At 54.9% G+C, this 14773-nt stretch carries 14 protein-coding genes and 1 pseudogene; 1 reads left to right on the top strand and 14 read right to left on the bottom strand.

Annotated elements, in window-relative coordinates:
• Positions 1-46 precede the first annotated feature (46 nt).
• The 8 genes and pseudogenes from ACR0AI_RS14070 to ACR0AI_RS14035 form a co-directional block, all read right to left on the bottom strand.
• Positions 47-1483 carry an arylsulfatase gene (locus tag ACR0AI_RS14070; RefSeq protein WP_480674891.1) on the bottom strand — a complete coding sequence of 479 codons (1437 nt, stop codon included), beginning with the start codon at positions 1481-1483 and terminating at the stop codon, positions 47-49.
• A gap of 299 nt (positions 1484-1782) precedes the next feature.
• Positions 1783-2799, bottom strand: a complete 1017-nt coding sequence (locus ACR0AI_RS14065; RefSeq protein WP_170768655.1) for a DUF2955 domain-containing protein — start codon at positions 2797-2799, stop codon at positions 1783-1785.
• Complete coding sequence (locus ACR0AI_RS14060; RefSeq protein WP_480674889.1) at positions 2789-3853, bottom strand: HlyD family secretion protein; 1065 nt, start codon at positions 3851-3853, stop codon at positions 2789-2791. The genes ACR0AI_RS14065 and ACR0AI_RS14060 overlap by 11 nt, the downstream gene beginning before the upstream one ends.
• Complete coding sequence (locus ACR0AI_RS14055) at positions 3850-4929, bottom strand: AI-2E family transporter (protein WP_480674887.1); 1080 nt, start codon at positions 4927-4929, stop codon at positions 3850-3852. Before ACR0AI_RS14055 ends, ACR0AI_RS14060 begins: the two co-directional genes overlap by 4 nt.
• A gap of 180 nt (positions 4930-5109) precedes the next feature.
• Positions 5110-5379, bottom strand: coding sequence for a potassium channel family protein (locus ACR0AI_RS14050; RefSeq protein WP_480674885.1), 270 nt, complete (start codon positions 5377-5379; stop codon positions 5110-5112).
• 141 nt (positions 5380-5520) lie between these two features.
• Positions 5521-5898 (bottom strand): hypothetical protein, encoded by a 378-nt coding sequence (locus ACR0AI_RS14045; RefSeq protein WP_480675075.1) that lies wholly within the window; start codon positions 5896-5898, stop codon positions 5521-5523.
• Positions 5896-6021: pseudogene (locus tag ACR0AI_RS14040) on the bottom strand (mechanosensitive ion channel domain-containing protein); the annotation flags it as partial. The gene ACR0AI_RS14045 and the pseudogene ACR0AI_RS14040, both read right to left, overlap by 3 nt.
• A 1295-nt stretch (positions 6022-7316) precedes the next feature.
• Positions 7317-8600, bottom strand: coding sequence for a cytochrome-c peroxidase (locus ACR0AI_RS14035; RefSeq protein WP_480701362.1), 1284 nt, complete (start codon positions 8598-8600; stop codon positions 7317-7319).
• 3 nt (positions 8601-8603) lie between these two features.
• Between ACR0AI_RS14035 and ACR0AI_RS14030 the strand changes: the two genes are divergently transcribed.
• Complete coding sequence (locus ACR0AI_RS14030) at positions 8604-9074, top strand: tetratricopeptide repeat protein (RefSeq protein ID WP_170457746.1); 471 nt, start codon at positions 8604-8606, stop codon at positions 9072-9074.
• A gap of 30 nt (positions 9075-9104) precedes the next feature.
• Here ACR0AI_RS14030 and ACR0AI_RS14025 read toward each other — a convergent pair whose 3' ends face one another.
• The 6 genes from ACR0AI_RS14025 to ACR0AI_RS14000 are packed head-to-tail and all read right to left on the bottom strand — an operon-like array spanning position 9105 to position 14681.
• Positions 9105-10166, bottom strand: coding sequence for a TRAP transporter substrate-binding protein (locus ACR0AI_RS14025; RefSeq protein ID WP_170378744.1), 1062 nt, complete (start codon positions 10164-10166; stop codon positions 9105-9107).
• A gap of 24 nt (positions 10167-10190) precedes the next feature.
• Positions 10191-11480, bottom strand: a complete 1290-nt coding sequence (locus ACR0AI_RS14020) for a TRAP transporter large permease (protein ID WP_480674881.1) — start codon at positions 11478-11480, stop codon at positions 10191-10193.
• Positions 11481-12068, bottom strand: coding sequence for a TRAP transporter small permease subunit (locus ACR0AI_RS14015; RefSeq protein WP_170478072.1), 588 nt, complete (start codon positions 12066-12068; stop codon positions 11481-11483).
• A gap of 53 nt (positions 12069-12121) precedes the next feature.
• On the bottom strand, positions 12122-12637 hold the full coding sequence (locus tag ACR0AI_RS14010) for a flavin reductase family protein (RefSeq protein WP_419740565.1): 516 nt from the start codon (positions 12635-12637) through the stop codon (positions 12122-12124).
• Positions 12637-13527, bottom strand: coding sequence for an aldo/keto reductase (locus tag ACR0AI_RS14005; protein WP_480674878.1), 891 nt, complete (start codon positions 13525-13527; stop codon positions 12637-12639). Before ACR0AI_RS14005 ends, ACR0AI_RS14010 begins: the two co-directional genes overlap by 1 nt.
• Positions 13527-14681 carry an LLM class flavin-dependent oxidoreductase gene (locus ACR0AI_RS14000; RefSeq protein WP_480674876.1) on the bottom strand — a complete coding sequence of 385 codons (1155 nt, stop codon included), beginning with the start codon at positions 14679-14681 and terminating at the stop codon, positions 13527-13529. The genes ACR0AI_RS14005 and ACR0AI_RS14000 overlap by 1 nt, the downstream gene beginning before the upstream one ends.
• Positions 14682-14773 lie beyond the last annotated feature (92 nt).

The following is a 14773-nucleotide window of genomic DNA, read 5'->3' as shown; positions in this document are numbered from 1 at the left end:
TCGCGGTCCAAAGTCGAACGACCGATGTGTGGACCAAAGCCGCCATTCAGTCATTGGATGGTTCGTAGGGGTCCGGCGTTCCTGAGGGAATCGGAGGAAACTCCTCGAATGCAGCAATGTGCTCCTGCAACTGTGGCAGCGCCTTTTCGGCTACCCATGTGTGCGGGAAGAGTACGCTTTCACGCTCGTGTGGATCATTCAGAAGGTTGTATACCCTTGGTGTGTCGAAAGACTCTGTCGCGCCAAAAGCGGTTGTGTTCTCTTTGAACAGAACTTTCCAATCCTTCCATTTTACACCGAATATCTGTTCTCCCATGTAAACGATCACGCCTTCTCGGTTCGATCTCGGCTGGGCGCCCAGAAAAAACTCGGACTGGTCGATGCCATCAAATGCCCTGTCTTCCGGCACTTTGCCGCCTGCAAATGCCGCAAGTGTTGGAAAAAGGTCCATCGAGTGGACAACGTCGTTGCTTTCTGAACAAGCGGGGATCTTCCCCGGCCACTTGATCGCAAAGGGCACGCGCATGCTTCCCTCGAGGCTGGTGAACAGAGTTCCGCGCCAAGGCCCTGCAGTACCATGTACCTCAGGAACCGGCGAGATATTGGCGTTTCCAACCGGAAGAGCTTCGGGGCCGTTGTCTGCAATAAATATCACCACGGTTTCGTCGGAAACACCTGCCCCCTCAATCGCATCAACGATACGTCCGATGTACGTATCTGTTTGAAGCAGAATGTCGGCCCAGACGCTGTTTCCAGTGACACCATCAAACTCCTTCGACGCGATGTTTGGATAGTGGGTCTGCGTGTAAGCAAGATAGATGAAAAACGGCGCGTCTTCGGCACTCTTAGCTTCGATAAAATCGATGACTTTCTTAATCAGGTCGCCATCTGTCTCACCGCGATAGTCCAAGTCATAGTCCCGCGCGATGGTTGCTGGCTGCCCTGCAACTCCCTGCATCACGACAGGCTCTTCCATGTTGGCTTCAGCAAATCCCGGAAGCGTGCGCCAGACTGTAACGTCCGTGGTTTCAACACCGTAAAACTCGTCGAATCCCTGGTTGGTTGGATAGCGTCCTTCGGTCCATCCAAGGTGCCACTTGCCGTACATGGCCGTGTTGTATCCTGCTTCCTTGAGCATCTCGGCCATTGTGATTTCCCACTGGGTCAGCCCGTAAACGCCACCTCCAAGTGGGACTGTATGGTTTCCGCTCCGAATGCCATACCGTCCCGTCATGGTCGCTGCGCGGGACGGCGTGCATTGGCTTTCCACGTTGAAGTTCGTAAGCCTTAATCCCTCAGCGGCCAGAGCGTCCATTTCCGGAGTGGCGGTGCCACGAATGATTCCACCGCCATTGAACCCTGGCTCACCCCAGCCAAAATTATCCAGAAAAATAAAGACTATATTGGGCTTTTCCTGAGCTGAGGCGACAGTGCCAATTAGAAGAGAAAGCAACAGTAGGAATGTTCGCGAAAACCGCTTCATGATGACGCTCCCTATAGATATCATTCGTTCGAGACTGGCGAAATTGGATGCCTTCTGTCAAAAAATGACCGTCTTCTAAGGGCTCGCTTAGAACTTTGGCTGCACCTTGAACGAACGGCGACTTTCAGGTCCATAGTAGCCAGCAAGCGAAGCGGTCCGGTGGCAATTCGTAAAAAGCGGAAAGTAAACTTCCCGAGTTTGGATGCATCCTTGAAGTGTGCATTCTGTGTCATGATACGCGACTTAGAAAAGCAAATCTTTCAAACCATCTGTGGAGTGAATTGTCTAACCGTTCCATCTTAGGCTTCTGATGGAGACTGGCGTTTCTTTTCAGGCCAGAATTCGTCAACCACGACATAGGCAACAATTACGAAGATCGCAGCGCTGGCGACTTGCAGAACGCGCGTAATACTCTTTACGTCAGCTTCGTCGGAAAAGGGCGCAATTGACCCACCGTAGACGATCAAAGCAGTCGTAATTGCAGAGCCAGCGGCGGCGGCGAGCGGGGCTTGTGATTTTCCAAGTGCTCCGAGGGTCAGACAAAAGAAAAAACACAGCAGAATAGAGGTGAGAATGACCGGGGCTATTACGTTTACTTCGTAACAAATGATAGAGACTGCTGCCCCAAGAAGGTTAGCCGTCAGCATTGCTTTCGCTACGGTTTTGCCCGCCGCAGGCATCGCCGCGAGTTGCTGGCTCAGCAGCGCGACAAAAAACAGAACCAGTAGTGCAGATGCACCTGAAACAAAGAACGCCATAGCAAACGGAACTGTGACAAGTGACATCCTGACGATGCGGCGATGTGGGTCAAAGTCTGACGACGTTGCTGCTTTCTTCTGAGCGGCCGTCGGAGGTTCAGCGGGAATTAGCACAAACATCAGCGTTGAAACAAAGCCCGCAAAAAACAAATTCAGCGGTATCCAGTACACGAGCACCAAGGCCAAATCCTGCGATTGCAGAACCAAGTTCGGGATCATCAACGCCCCCATGAGAGCGATAACACCCGGCAATACTCCGGCACCAGAAACCGACCAAACGAAAGACAGGATTATTCCAATCGCCACGAGGATGAGAAACACAACAGGATATGGTGAGAAAATTGAGGACAGCAGGAACGAAATGAACATCAATCCAATTGAGAAGACAAACAGCTTGCCAAATGCCGCCAAAGGCAATGCGGCAGGCGCTTGCAGAAACAGTGCAGTGAATACCGCCCCGACGACTGCGAGTGGCCAACCAAGAAACAAGCCCAACGAAAAGACACCGGTCACACCCAGCGCAAGCCGGGCGACAGAGCGCTGGTCTTCAGTACGCATAGGACAGAATTGAAACCACGCGGATATAGGTACGGCCGACGAGGTTCAGCAACGAGTTGTCACTTAGATACATAATCACATCGGCCTGCCCGTTCAGCTGAAAGCGAAGGTCATCTTCAGCACTTCCAGCTTCATAACCGGGTAAGACGATCCTGACCGGGAACCTTTCAGGCTCTCGCAAGAACCCCTTGGTACTTGGTGCGCTTGCCAATTGCCCGGGTTCATCACCACCACTCAAAGACACAGCGGCACTGAAGCTCTCAACGACGCCAGGGACAATCTTACCGGGATGCATATCCAATACCACATCAACCGGAGACCCTATCGACGCTCTTCCCAGGTTGTTCTCAGTAAAATACGCCTCGATCCAGACGTCCGTTGCATCCAGAAACGTCAATAGATCTTGCCCTGATCGGGCATACGTACCTGGGGCTATCAGCAAGTTTGAGATGACACCTGTTGCCGGAGCACGCAGTTCAGTCCATTCAAGGTTCAGTTCCGCATCCGCCAAAGCAGCCAACGCGCGCTGGATCTTCGGGTTTTCAACCCCATCGTCACCGAGCCTCTGCTTTGCTTTTTCCAGATCCGCTTTTGCGTTCTCAAAGTTTGCCTCAGATTCTGCAAGCTGCCCTCGCGCATCATCAGCCTTTGAGACGGCAATCAGCCCTTTCTTTTCGAGCGCAAATACGCGCTCAGTCTGAAGACGCATAGTGTCGAGATCACTCTGCGCCCTCGCCAGTTTGGCCTGAGCAGCGCTTACTTCGGCTGACGAGGCACCCACCTCCTGAGTGGCTGCCTCAAGATCGGCTTGGGCTTTGTCACGATCAATTTCGTACGGTCTGGCATCAATCCGAACTAAAACATCCCCTGCCGAGACCACCTGACCGTTTTGAACAAGAACCTCGGTCACCGTCCCAGTGACCTGTGGAACGATCTGGGTCGCCACGGCCTTTACTCTGGCATTTCCTGTGAACGGTGTCTTTCTGTCAGCGACCAGATACCAGACGAGAAAAATGAGAATGACGGCTAATGTCGACCAGATCGTCTTCCTCATTCTGCAGCTCCTTCAGCGGCGTCTTCGCTAACCGGTGGTGCGTCAATCCAGACTTTGAACAACTCATAGAAGACCGCAAACAATACGGGTCCCATGAAAATGCCTATCAACCCATAGGCCATCATGCCTCCCAGAACCCCGATGAGGATCACAAGCATCGGCGTTTCAAGGCCTTTTGAGATAAAGACGGGGCGTAGGAAGCTGTCCATTATGGTCACGGGAATGGCCAGTATGGTGAAGATCAACGCTGCACCTCCGGACATGGAGCTCCATGCATAGATGATCACTGGTATAAGCACCAAACCGGGTCCAATCTGGATGATCGAAAGGATCAGGCAGACAAACGCCAGCGTCGCGGCCGAGCCAATCCCAAACAGAACCAGCAATATCCACACGACGACGGCCTGAATGGCGGCAACGCCAATTACACCCTTCGTCACATTTCGGATCGTTGCGCCTGCCAAAGTAACGAATTCACCACCACGCGGCGCAAATACACGGTTGGCAAAGCGCTGAAGGCCCTGAACCATACTTGGTCCGGGACTGAACAGAGCCCCCATTATCAATACCGACAGGGCAAGGCCAAGAAGCCCAATTCCGATCCCCAAAACCTTTCCAAAAAGGGACTTTGTGATTTCAAGAATTTGGGCGCCGTATTTTGCAAGCGCACCGTCCAGATTCCGCTCGAACATACCCCAAACATCAGCAATTTTCCCGCCGACTACCGGCAGTTCCTTGATACCTTCTGGTGCTGGGGGAATTTTTATTTCGCCTTTGTCGGCCTGTTCAGCAAATTCGGAACCAAGTTCAGCGGCACCGGAAACCGCAGTTGCGACTGGCCCCAGGGTCAGAACAAGACCCAATAAAACCAAGATCGTCGCAGCAAGCTTCTTTCGCCCTCCCAATTTGGATTGCAGCCAATCAAACACCGGATAGAGCGCCACGCAAAGGATGGTTGCCCAGATGACCACGCTTGCGAGCGGGGCCACCATGACCAGTGCGCTATAGAGAAATAGTCCGAGAAACAGCAGTCGTATCGCTAGATCGACAATCTTCGCGTCCTGAGTTTTTTCCATTCCATCCCCCTGGGTTTGTTTTCTGAATATTATACTCAAAAAACGTAATATGTATATTATTTTGAAATTGGGGTGATGACCTATCGGTATGAAGACAAAAGGGAATCCGCGTCACGGCTTGAAATTCGCAGACAATCACATGCCTATGGACGAAATCTGCTGGACGAAAGTAGGTGCAGTTTACTTGTCTGTTTTCTTGTCGTCTTGGGATAAAATTGTATCAGCCACAGTGGTCGCCGCAGTCACAAAAACGCCCAGCCCTACAATGATGTAAAACATCGTAAAGATTTTCCCCGCTGCGGTTTCAGGTGAAAAATCACCAAACCCTACGGTCGAAATTGTAACTACAGAAAAGTAGATTGAGTCGAGCCAACTCCAACCTTCTACAAAGTGGTAGAAGACCGAGGCCCATAAAATCATTCCGACTGTGAAGGCCAAAAGGCCTTTCACTCTACCATCCTTAAAGGCGGTTCGGATCCCTCTGGAGATTCTGGTAAGCGCGTTCATGAGACTACCTTAGCAACTAACACATAATTACATAGCAGTTTTAGAATTTATTATGAATCGCGTATCCCCGTTTGGCTAAAGACCCTATTCAACTTCATGAGCAAGCCTGCCGTTCCATTCTTCTGTTGAAACTTTGGGTTCAGGCGGATCTGCTATGTAGGACGGCGTCATGATCTGTGTTCCGTTTTCATTGAACACTTCGACTATGTTCTCGCGAAGATCGGACAAGATTTTGGGCAAGCTCGAACCACGCGACGTATAAGCATTGATCTCATAATTGATCGCGTAGTCAGCCAGTTGCGTCCAAAGGACAAAGGGCTCCGGCGACTTTTTCAAGCCTTGAGTTCGAAGAGCTGCCTCCACCAGCATAGCTTTGATTTTCTTCGGAGGCTCCTCGTATCCGATCCCGACTGAGGTGTGAACCAGCAGTCCTCGCCCATCTACTTTACGCGAGTAGTTCACAACCTCGGAATTTAACAATTGCGAGTTTGGAATACTAATCATCTCGTATTTAATAGACTTGATGAGTGTTTCCATCAGCTTGATTTCGGTGACATCTCCTATCTTGTCGCCAACCTGAATGCGATCATCAGTGCTAGTACTGCGTCTTTAGACAACAAACAGGCCCGCCATCATATTTGAAACAAATGTGTTAAGCTGATTTGTTCTGCCGTATCTTCGTTGTTTCTCTCCACAGTCGCGACAAATGAGAAAGCGGTTGAAAAAAGCTCGCGCGCCCGACAAGGGAGGCCGGAAGTTCAAGACAGGGTTGCACATCAACGATCTGCATCGACTATTTCACTAAACTTGTACGTTTCCAAGGTGATCGCGTTTAAATCGGGTCTGTTCAAGTGTTTGTCCGCAACAGTGCGTCCTCCTCAGTAAACTGTGCCTGTGACCAAACATGGTTTCCTGCGTTGCTCAACGTTGTCGCAGTCGCCACCATTCCGGATATGGCGTTGACAAATTCGGCATGAACATGTGTGTGGAAAGTCGGAGAGCCCAGTTGTTCGAAACCTCAAAAGCTCACAGAGACACCCAACTGTCAACAGCTTCATACAATGAAACCCTGAAAACACTAAATTCGAGCATAGTCTCTAATCGCAGAGACACGTAGAGTGTTGCCGCCAACAATACGTTTTTTCCAAAGCCACCGTTCATGCCTATCGCAGCTTCGGGCAGTTTAGACTCCTTGTGGATTTCGAAGGCGTTGTAACATACATATCAGAGGTAACATCCGGCACCGACAAAGACAGCCCAAAGCCGACGTCCTGCAACAACCATTGATGCTGCGATGTCGCCGTCAAACCAGACCCCAGTCGCGGCTACCAAGCCTGAACTCAGAAAAACTCGCACAATGCAAGCAAAACCGACAATTTAACATTCCGCTCAACAAGCTGAAATTTTTACACTCCCGAGGCCCATTTGGACACGACCTACTAACGCGAAACGTTGTTCCCAAAACAGCTACGGGCCGAGACCTGCACCGCTGCAAATGACGCACAACACTGAGATTTAGTCGAAGAGCGATAAGAGCATCGCACCAGAATGCCTCGCTGAGCTATACCTGAAACATAAGCAAGCGCGTAAAGCGGCTTTTAGCGTATCTATCGTGTCCGGAGACAGCGAAGATAACACGCGGCCGAGATTGAATTCATCTGGTATCGGAAGTATGCCACGCTCAAGAACGGTGCCCTAGGTAACGATGCCAGTTTTGTCTGATCAAATTGGTTTCATGTCGTTTCGGCTGCTTGTATTTTTTTGTTTCGCGCTGCTCCATGCAGTCATTTTCTCTGCAGATCATTTCTTCCCAAAATCTCCTCAATAAAGGACTGCAGTATACGATTTCTCTGACGGTACACTGCCGATGCGAGGGATGGTTAAGGAACAAATCCTTTCGGCACTCCGAATTTCAATGAATCTACGCTGATACCTGTCAAAGAATGCAGAAAAGCAATCAGGTTTTGAATTTCCAACTCCGTGAGTTGGATCGGAACAATGTCGCTTTTAATGCGTTGACGCTCCATTTCATAATCATCCTCCCACACTATGAAATCGGTTTTTTGCAACCATGGCACCTCGGGCAAAGCAGCCATTTCAGGCCTCCAGTTGTCCAGGCTTGCCTGTGGGTTCAAGTGATGGCGAATGACGCTTTCCAGATCGGGGAAAGCGCCATTGTGACCGTAGGGCGCGGTCAGGGCAACATTGCGCAACATAGGGGTGCGGAACCTATATGCATCCTCTAGGCGGTTGCTTTCACCCATACGGCCGACATCTCGGACGAAAGGATCCCACTGCCGGGTGCGGCCCGGTCCAAAGGGCGGCAAACCCAAGGCATAAAACTTCTGATCTGACATGAGAGGTCCGGCGTGGCAGCTGGAGCAACGGGCTTTGCCGTAGAAAAGCTCCATCCCATCCAATTGGGCCGGCGAAAGGGCATTCGTGTCACCCTCGAGGTAGTGGTCAAACGGGCTGTCGGTGCTCCGCCACTCGATCGCCATGAAAGCGGCCAAAGCGTTGGCGACTTGCGTGATCGTGATGTCTTCGGTCGTCTCGACCTCGTCAAAGGCAGCGACGATGGCCGGACCATAGCGTGGATCGGTACGGACGCGTTTTGCCAGAATAGGCCAGCCTTTATCGATCCGATCATGCACCGCGCCGGTGACCTCATTCTCGGCCACATTGCCTGCCATCTCGAATTGTGAGGTCAGGGGAAACAGAGCCTGTGCGGCCAGCAGGGAATTCAAACCCTCGGGCAGCCACTCCTGCGCTGGGGAATTGAAGCCGTTGCCGTAGACGTCTGAAATACTCAGCCTGCCGTCGTGAAAGACTGTGTGAATCTCCCTCGCCCCAAGATTCCACAGGCCCGGAGAGTTGCGAGGGATGCGTTTGCGTATTCTGTCTGCCCCGGTGCCGGGTGTGCGGTCCGGTCCCAACCCCTGCCCGCCTTCTCCTATGCCCAGTGACAACCCGTCAGAGGTGCCGAAATCCGGGTGGTGACAATGGGCGCAGCTGATGTTCTGGTTACCCGACAGGATCGGGTCGTAAAACAGTTGATGACCAACAGCAGCCTGTTCCATATCAAATGGGATAAAGTCATCATCGGTTAACGGTCGCGGCAAATCCTGTGCCGCAGCGGCCCCAACCCAGAAGAGAGCAACCAATCCATGCGTCAGCTTGTTTTTGCCCTTTGCGTATTTGCATCTCCGGCTCTGGCGGAACTGGAGCAAGCGCGCGATTTGATGGAAGCCGGGCAGTTTGAAGCCGCGCGCGAGGAACTTCTTCCAGCCGCTCGCTCCGGCAACGCCGAGGCTGAGGAGTTGATCGGCGTGATGTACGGGCTGGGCCTTGGGGTTGAGCAGGATTATGAGAGAGCGTTTGAATGGTATCTGCGCGCTTCGATGAAAGGCCACCCGGGGGCGCAGTCGGGGGTTGGCTGGTACTATGAATTGGGTTTGGGCATGCCCGCGCCCGATCTGGTGCGCGCATACATGTGGTACACGCTCAGCGCTATCGGCGGCGACCCCGATGCGGCGATCAGCCTTGAGGAAGTGGTCAAGAAAATGTCGCCAGAGCAGATCGAAAGGGCGCATGTGCTGGTCAACGACTACAAAGGGTGGATGTACCCGTTTCGGTGAGGGCCGGGCCGCAAAGCCCGGCCTATGTACTTAGTTCAAGTCCGCATCGCGCGAGGCGTTTACATCGGCTTCGGCCGCAGCAACCGCTTCGGTCAGCGCGCCAAAGATCTCATCCCCACGGGCGACATTGGACTGGAACCAGTCATACACCGGGGTTGCGGCCTCTTTGAACGCGGCCTTCTGGTCGGGTGTCAGCACGTAGAGGTCTCCACCACCGGCGACAAAATCCTCATAGGCCTGAATCGACTTGCGCTTGGGCGAGGCAAAGGTGGCCTGCTGCAGCGCATAGAAACCGTCGACAACGACACGGCGCATATCCTCGGGCATCTCCTGGAACTTGGCGTTGTTCATCCACCACAGCGCGCCCATATAGGCATGGCCGTCCAGCGTGACATATTGCAGACCCGCGTCAGGGAATTTCATGCCCATGATGTCAGTGATGCCGTTCTTGGAACCCTCAACAACACCGGTCTGGAAGCTGGTGAACAGTTCCGGCCATGGGATCGGTGTCGGCGACGCGCCCAGGGCTTTGACCAGTTCCTGCGGCAGGTCGGCGACCACGGTGCGGATTTTCAGACCTTCCATGTCGGCAGGCTCGGCGATGCGGCGCTGGGTGTTGGCGAAGTTACGCCAGCCGCCGGTGTTACCTATTGTCATCAGACGGATCGCGCCGCCCGAGTCCTCCAGCGCCATGTTGCGCATGGTGCGGGTGAAGTCGCCGGACAAAACATGCTCGGCAATGCGGTCATCGGCCATCAGGTAAGGCAGGTCCAGAACCTGCACGTAAGGGAAGATGCCCGACGCGCCGCCCGAGGTGGAGATGTAGATATCAATCGTGCCATCCGCCACGCCCTGCAGGCATTCCGCACCGTTTGAGCAAAGCTGGGTTCCGATGAAAAGTTCAACCTCGATCGCGCCGTTCGACGCGGCCTCGACATAGTTCTTGAAGACAATCAGACCATCATAGTCTTCGTCATTTTCGTTCGAGTTGGCAGTGGCGCGCAGCGTGTAGTCGGCGGCTGTGGCGGCCATAGCGGACGCGGCCACGAGCGATGTGGCCACCGCTGCGGTTTTGATGAAATCTCTGAGCATGCGTTTCCTCCCTATGGAACTCAGTTAGTTTGCAAATCCCGTTATCCTCGGGATCGTCATGGATAGTGCGGGGATATAGGTGATCAGGAAGATCACTATGATTTCAACGGCCAGGAACGGCAGGATCGCCTTGGCGATGGTTTCGACCCGCTCGCGCGACACGGCGGCGGCCACGAACAGCACCAAGCCCATTGGCGGTGTGGCGAGGCCGACGGTCAGGTTGACGCTCATGATGATCGCAAAGTGGATCGGGTCGACGCCGAGGCTGGTGAAGATGGGGCCAAGGATCGGACCAAGGATAATGATCGCGGGGCCTGCATCCAGAAACATGCCGACGATGAACAGCAGCAGGTTGATCAGGAACAGCAGGATCAACGGGTTCTCCGACAGGCTGAGGATCAGCGAGGCCAGCTGTTCCGGCGCATGGCTGAGGCTGACAACCGTCTTGAACGCCATCGCCGCGCCGACCAGCAGAAGGACGACGGCGGAAGTCATGCCTGCGTTGCTGAGCACCTCGGGCACTTCTTTCCACGTCAGCGTGCGCAGGACGAAGAAGCCGATGATGAAGGCGTAGCCCACGGCGACGGCGGCAGCCTCGGTTGGTGTGAAGATACCGCCCAGAATACCGCCCAGAATGATCACCGGCGTCATCAGCGGGAAGAAGGCTTTGAGGCTGGCCTGACGTCGTTCGGGCCATGTGTATTTGCGGCTGGCAACGGGAAAGTTGTAGCGGTCTGCCATGAGTTTGATCATCAGCATCAGGCCAACACCCACCATCACGCCCGGCACGATGCCCGCTAGGAACAGGGCGGCGACGCTTTCACCCATGACGTAGGCGTAGATGATCATGATGCCCGAAGGTGGGATAATCGGTCCGATCACAGAACTCGCCGCCGTGATCGCGGCGGCGAATTTACGGGTGTAGCCCTGTTTCTCCATCGCCGGGATCAGCATCGACCCTAGCGCCGAAGTGTCCGCCACAGCGGACCCCGAGAGGCCCGCGAAGAGGATCGAGCTGAGGACGTTCACATGGGCCAGACCGCCGCGCAGGTGGCCCATCAGGGCCTGGCTGAACTCGACCAAGCGGATGGTGATGCCGCCGCGGTTCATCAGCTCTCCGGCGAGCATGAAGAAGGGGATCGCCATGAGCGGGAAGCTGTCCATGCCATTATAGACATTGCGATAGAGCAGCGTGATGTCGTTGGTCTGTCCGTTCAGCCACAGCAGGATACCGGGCGCGGCCAGAAGGGCGAAAAAGACCGGCAGGCCGATCAGCAGGAAAATCAGGAAGGTGGGCAGGAACCAGATCAGCATTTATTCGGCCCCCACTGCCGCGTCAGGAATTTCAGGCAACAGGTGGCCCCCACCGAGAAGAGTGATGAAGGATCGCAGGATCAGCTCGATATTCACCGAAATCAGCAGAATGATTCCCACCAGCAACGAGGCCATCATCCAACTGCGCGGGATGCGGTACCATTCGTCGAACCCAAAGGAGGTGGGTATGTATAGCGCTGCGGTGGCGAATCTGCCGCCAAAGCCAGTGACCTCGGACCAGCCGATATTGACCGCGACCAGCAAGACCGCAAGCGAGATCAGAAGCAGGAACAGGTTCAGCGATTGGCCGATTACGCGCGGCAGAAAGCGTTCCAGCATGTCGATGGCCACAAAGCCGCCTCGCCGGAACGCGGTAGGGGCCATAAGCCCGGTCATCCAGAGCATGCAAAACCGCGCAGCCTCATCCGGCCATGGCAGAGCATTGCCCAGTACATACCGGAAGAAAACTTGGATTAGGATCGCAATCACCATGAGTGCAATCGCAACGACGCCAACCGCGCGGCCCAGACGCAGCACGGTTTCGTTCACGAATGCGATCGGTGCAAGCACCGATGCCAGTCCGCTCATGCGGATCCTCCCTTGTTCAGCCGCGGGTATGTCCCGCGGTCGTCAAATCGCGCTTAGTGCTGCGCGAATTGGCCGAGTTTCCCGGCGTAAAAGGTCAGCGCGTCTCCATCCGCCATGCTGGCCTTAAGAACCTTTCCAACCACAATAACGTGATCGCCCGCATCGTGATACGCGTGTTGTTCACATTCGAACCGCGCCAGGCAGTCCGCCAACAGCGGCGTCCCGTTCTCACAACGCTCATGCTCGATGTCGCGCAGCGCAAAGGCGTCTTTGGAACAGCCAAAACACAGCTCGGCCTGTTCCGAGGACAGCACATGCACGCTGAAATGGCGGGCTTTGTGGAAATACGGGAAGCGGCGCGAGTTGCGGTCGCCCGCCCACATGATCAAGGGCGGGTCCAATGACAGCGACGAAAAGCTGTTGGCCGTAATGCAGACCGGGCCATCGGCGCTGTCGCATGTGACGATGGTGACGCCGGTCGCAAAGCGCCCGAAGGCGTCGCGCAGGGTCCGAGTGTCGTCCTTATGCGGAACGAAGGTGTGGGTCATGTCCTTTGAGATTGCATTCATCATGGTACCTCGTGCCCCAGCGCCGCCTCATACAGGCGGTACCAGCTTTCGCGATCCAGTTTGACTTTCAATGCGTCCGAGATGGTTTTGATGCGGCCCAGATTGTTCGTGCCCATTACCGGCAGGATGTTTGCGGGATGCGCCAGCAGGAAGGCCACGGCCACGGCGGCGCGATCCACGCCGAACTCGGCTGCGATCTCGTCTGCAACAACGCCGACCGGAGGGTTTCCGGCCATCAACAGGCCCCCGCCCAGCGGAGACCACGCCATCAGCGGGTGGCCGTGTTGCTGGTGGAACGCCAGATCGCCATTGGTGAAGGGGCTGATCTCACCCAGAGAAATCTCGATCTGGTTGGTGACCAGTTGCGCCTTCATCGCCGATTGTAGCAGCGACCAGTCCCAAGGGCGGAAATTTGACACGCCGACCGCGCCGACTTTGCCGCTGGCGACGACCTCGTCCAGAGCCGCTCCGGTCTCATGGTGGTCCATCATGGGATCAGGGCGGTGGATCAGAAGCAGATCGATATGTTCAATCGCCATTTCGGACAGGGACGTGTCCACCGATTTCACGATATGCGCGCGCGAGGTGTCATAGTATTTTACCGTGGCGTCCGCGTAACGGCCAATCGGCGCGACGATGTCGCATTTGGTGACGATCTCCATTCGCTGGCGCAAACCGGGATTGGCGCGCAGGGCATTGCCCAGAACAGCCTCGGCCCCGTAGTCGCCATAGATATCGGCCTGATCGAAGGTGGTGATACCCTGATCCAGACAGGCCTGGATCTTGGCTTCGACATGCGCCACCGATGTGTCTGCGTCGTCGCCCAAGCGCCACATGCCATAGACAAGGCGGCTCATTTCCAGCGAGTCAGATAGTTTCACGCGTTGCATCAGCGACGAACTCCGTTGCCCAGCGGGGTTGCCGGGGTAGTTGCAGGCACCCGCCCATAAGCTTCGGGCAGCGAACAGGTTTTCAGGTTGGGCAGCACGCGGGCGCCGAAATGTTTGGCTTCATCCATGTGCGGATAGCCTGAAAAGATGAAGGCGCGGATGCCCATCTTCTGATATTCTTCGATCTTGGACATAACCTGATCGGTCGAACCGACCAAAGCGGCTCCGCAGCCCGAACGCGCACGACCAACGCCGGTCCAGAGACCGGGTTCGACATAACCATATTCATCGGCCAGATCACGGTTCTTGGCCTGATGCGCCACGCCGAGAGAGGTCGAGTCCAGCGCCCGTTCCCGGATTGCACGACCATATTCGTCATCCAGCTTCGAGACGATGAAATCCGCATATTCCTGCGCCTCGGCCTCGGTATCGCGAACGATCATGTGGACACGCAAACCGTAATCCAGCGTTCGGTTGTAGTTCTCGGCGACCGCATGAACGGCCTTCATCCGCTCGGCCAGTTGCTCCTTGGTTTCAGGCCACATCAGGTAGACGTCACAATGCTCGCCACAAAGGTCGAGCGCGGAGGGGGAATAGCCGCCGAAATAGAGCAGCGGCCCGCCAATCTGGTATGGCTTGGCCGGGTCAGTGGTCAGACCTGAGAAGTTATAGACCTCGCCTGCATGATTGATCTCGTCCTGCGTCCAGGCTTGCTTCAGAATCTCTACCACTTCGCGCGAGCGCTGATAGCGGAACGCGCTGTCGGCTTTCTCACCGGGAAAGTCGGAGGAGATGATGTTGACCGTCAACCGCCCGTTCAGCATGTGATCCAGCGTCGCAATGGTGCGGGCCAGCATGATCGGTTGCATCTCGCCACAGCGTACAGCGGCCAGCAGGTTGATCCGGTCGGTGATTGGGGCGCAGCCCGCGACAAAGCTCAGCGTGTCCTGACCGACCTGATAGGAGGACGGGCATAGGATGTTGCGGAAGCCCTGCGCTTCGGCCTCTTTCACGATGCCGGAACAATGCTCCCAACTCGACCGCAGGTCGCCATCGGGCACGCCAAGGAACTGGTAATCATCGGAACACAGCGCAGCAAACCACGAAACTTCGGCCGCATCCAGATCGGGGGATGTGATGGGGACGATGCTCATTTGATTCACGCTCCGTACATCTTTGACTTTCCTCTTGCGTAGCAATCGCTTTGATGTAGATCAATAGTGTATCAATTTTTCCTGCGACCGAG

This window comes from Ruegeria sp. BG3, assembly GCF_056538485.1.
This window is presented reverse-complemented; position numbering and strand designations above follow the sequence as displayed.

Coding starts and splice junctions, on each gene's coding strand:
- ACR0AI_RS14020 (WP_480674881.1), bottom strand. CDS start 11,480: ATGCTGATCTGGTTCCTGCCCACCTTCCTGATTTTCCTGCTGATCGGC.
- ACR0AI_RS14010 (WP_419740565.1), bottom strand. CDS start 12,637: ATGAATGCAATCTCAAAGGACATGACCCACACCTTCGTTCCGCATAAG.
- ACR0AI_RS14060 (WP_480674889.1), bottom strand. CDS start 3,853: ATGAGGAAGACGATCTGGTCGACATTAGCCGTCATTCTCATTTTTCTC.
- ACR0AI_RS14000 (WP_480674876.1), bottom strand. CDS start 14,681: ATGAGCATCGTCCCCATCACATCCCCCGATCTGGATGCGGCCGAAGTT.
- ACR0AI_RS14005 (WP_480674878.1), bottom strand. CDS start 13,527: ATGCAACGCGTGAAACTATCTGACTCGCTGGAAATGAGCCGCCTTGTC.
- ACR0AI_RS14025 (WP_170378744.1), bottom strand. CDS start 10,166: ATGCTCAGAGATTTCATCAAAACCGCAGCGGTGGCCACATCGCTCGTG.
- ACR0AI_RS14015 (WP_170478072.1), bottom strand. CDS start 12,068: ATGAGCGGACTGGCATCGGTGCTTGCACCGATCGCATTCGTGAACGAA.
- ACR0AI_RS14065 (WP_170768655.1), bottom strand. CDS start 2,799: ATGCGTACTGAAGACCAGCGCTCTGTCGCCCGGCTTGCGCTGGGTGTG.
- ACR0AI_RS14030 (WP_170457746.1), top strand. CDS start 8,604: ATGCGTCAGCTTGTTTTTGCCCTTTGCGTATTTGCATCTCCGGCTCTG.
- ACR0AI_RS14055 (WP_480674887.1), bottom strand. CDS start 4,929: ATGGAAAAAACTCAGGACGCGAAGATTGTCGATCTAGCGATACGACTG.
- ACR0AI_RS14070 (WP_480674891.1), bottom strand. CDS start 1,483: ATGAAGCGGTTTTCGCGAACATTCCTACTGTTGCTTTCTCTTCTAATT.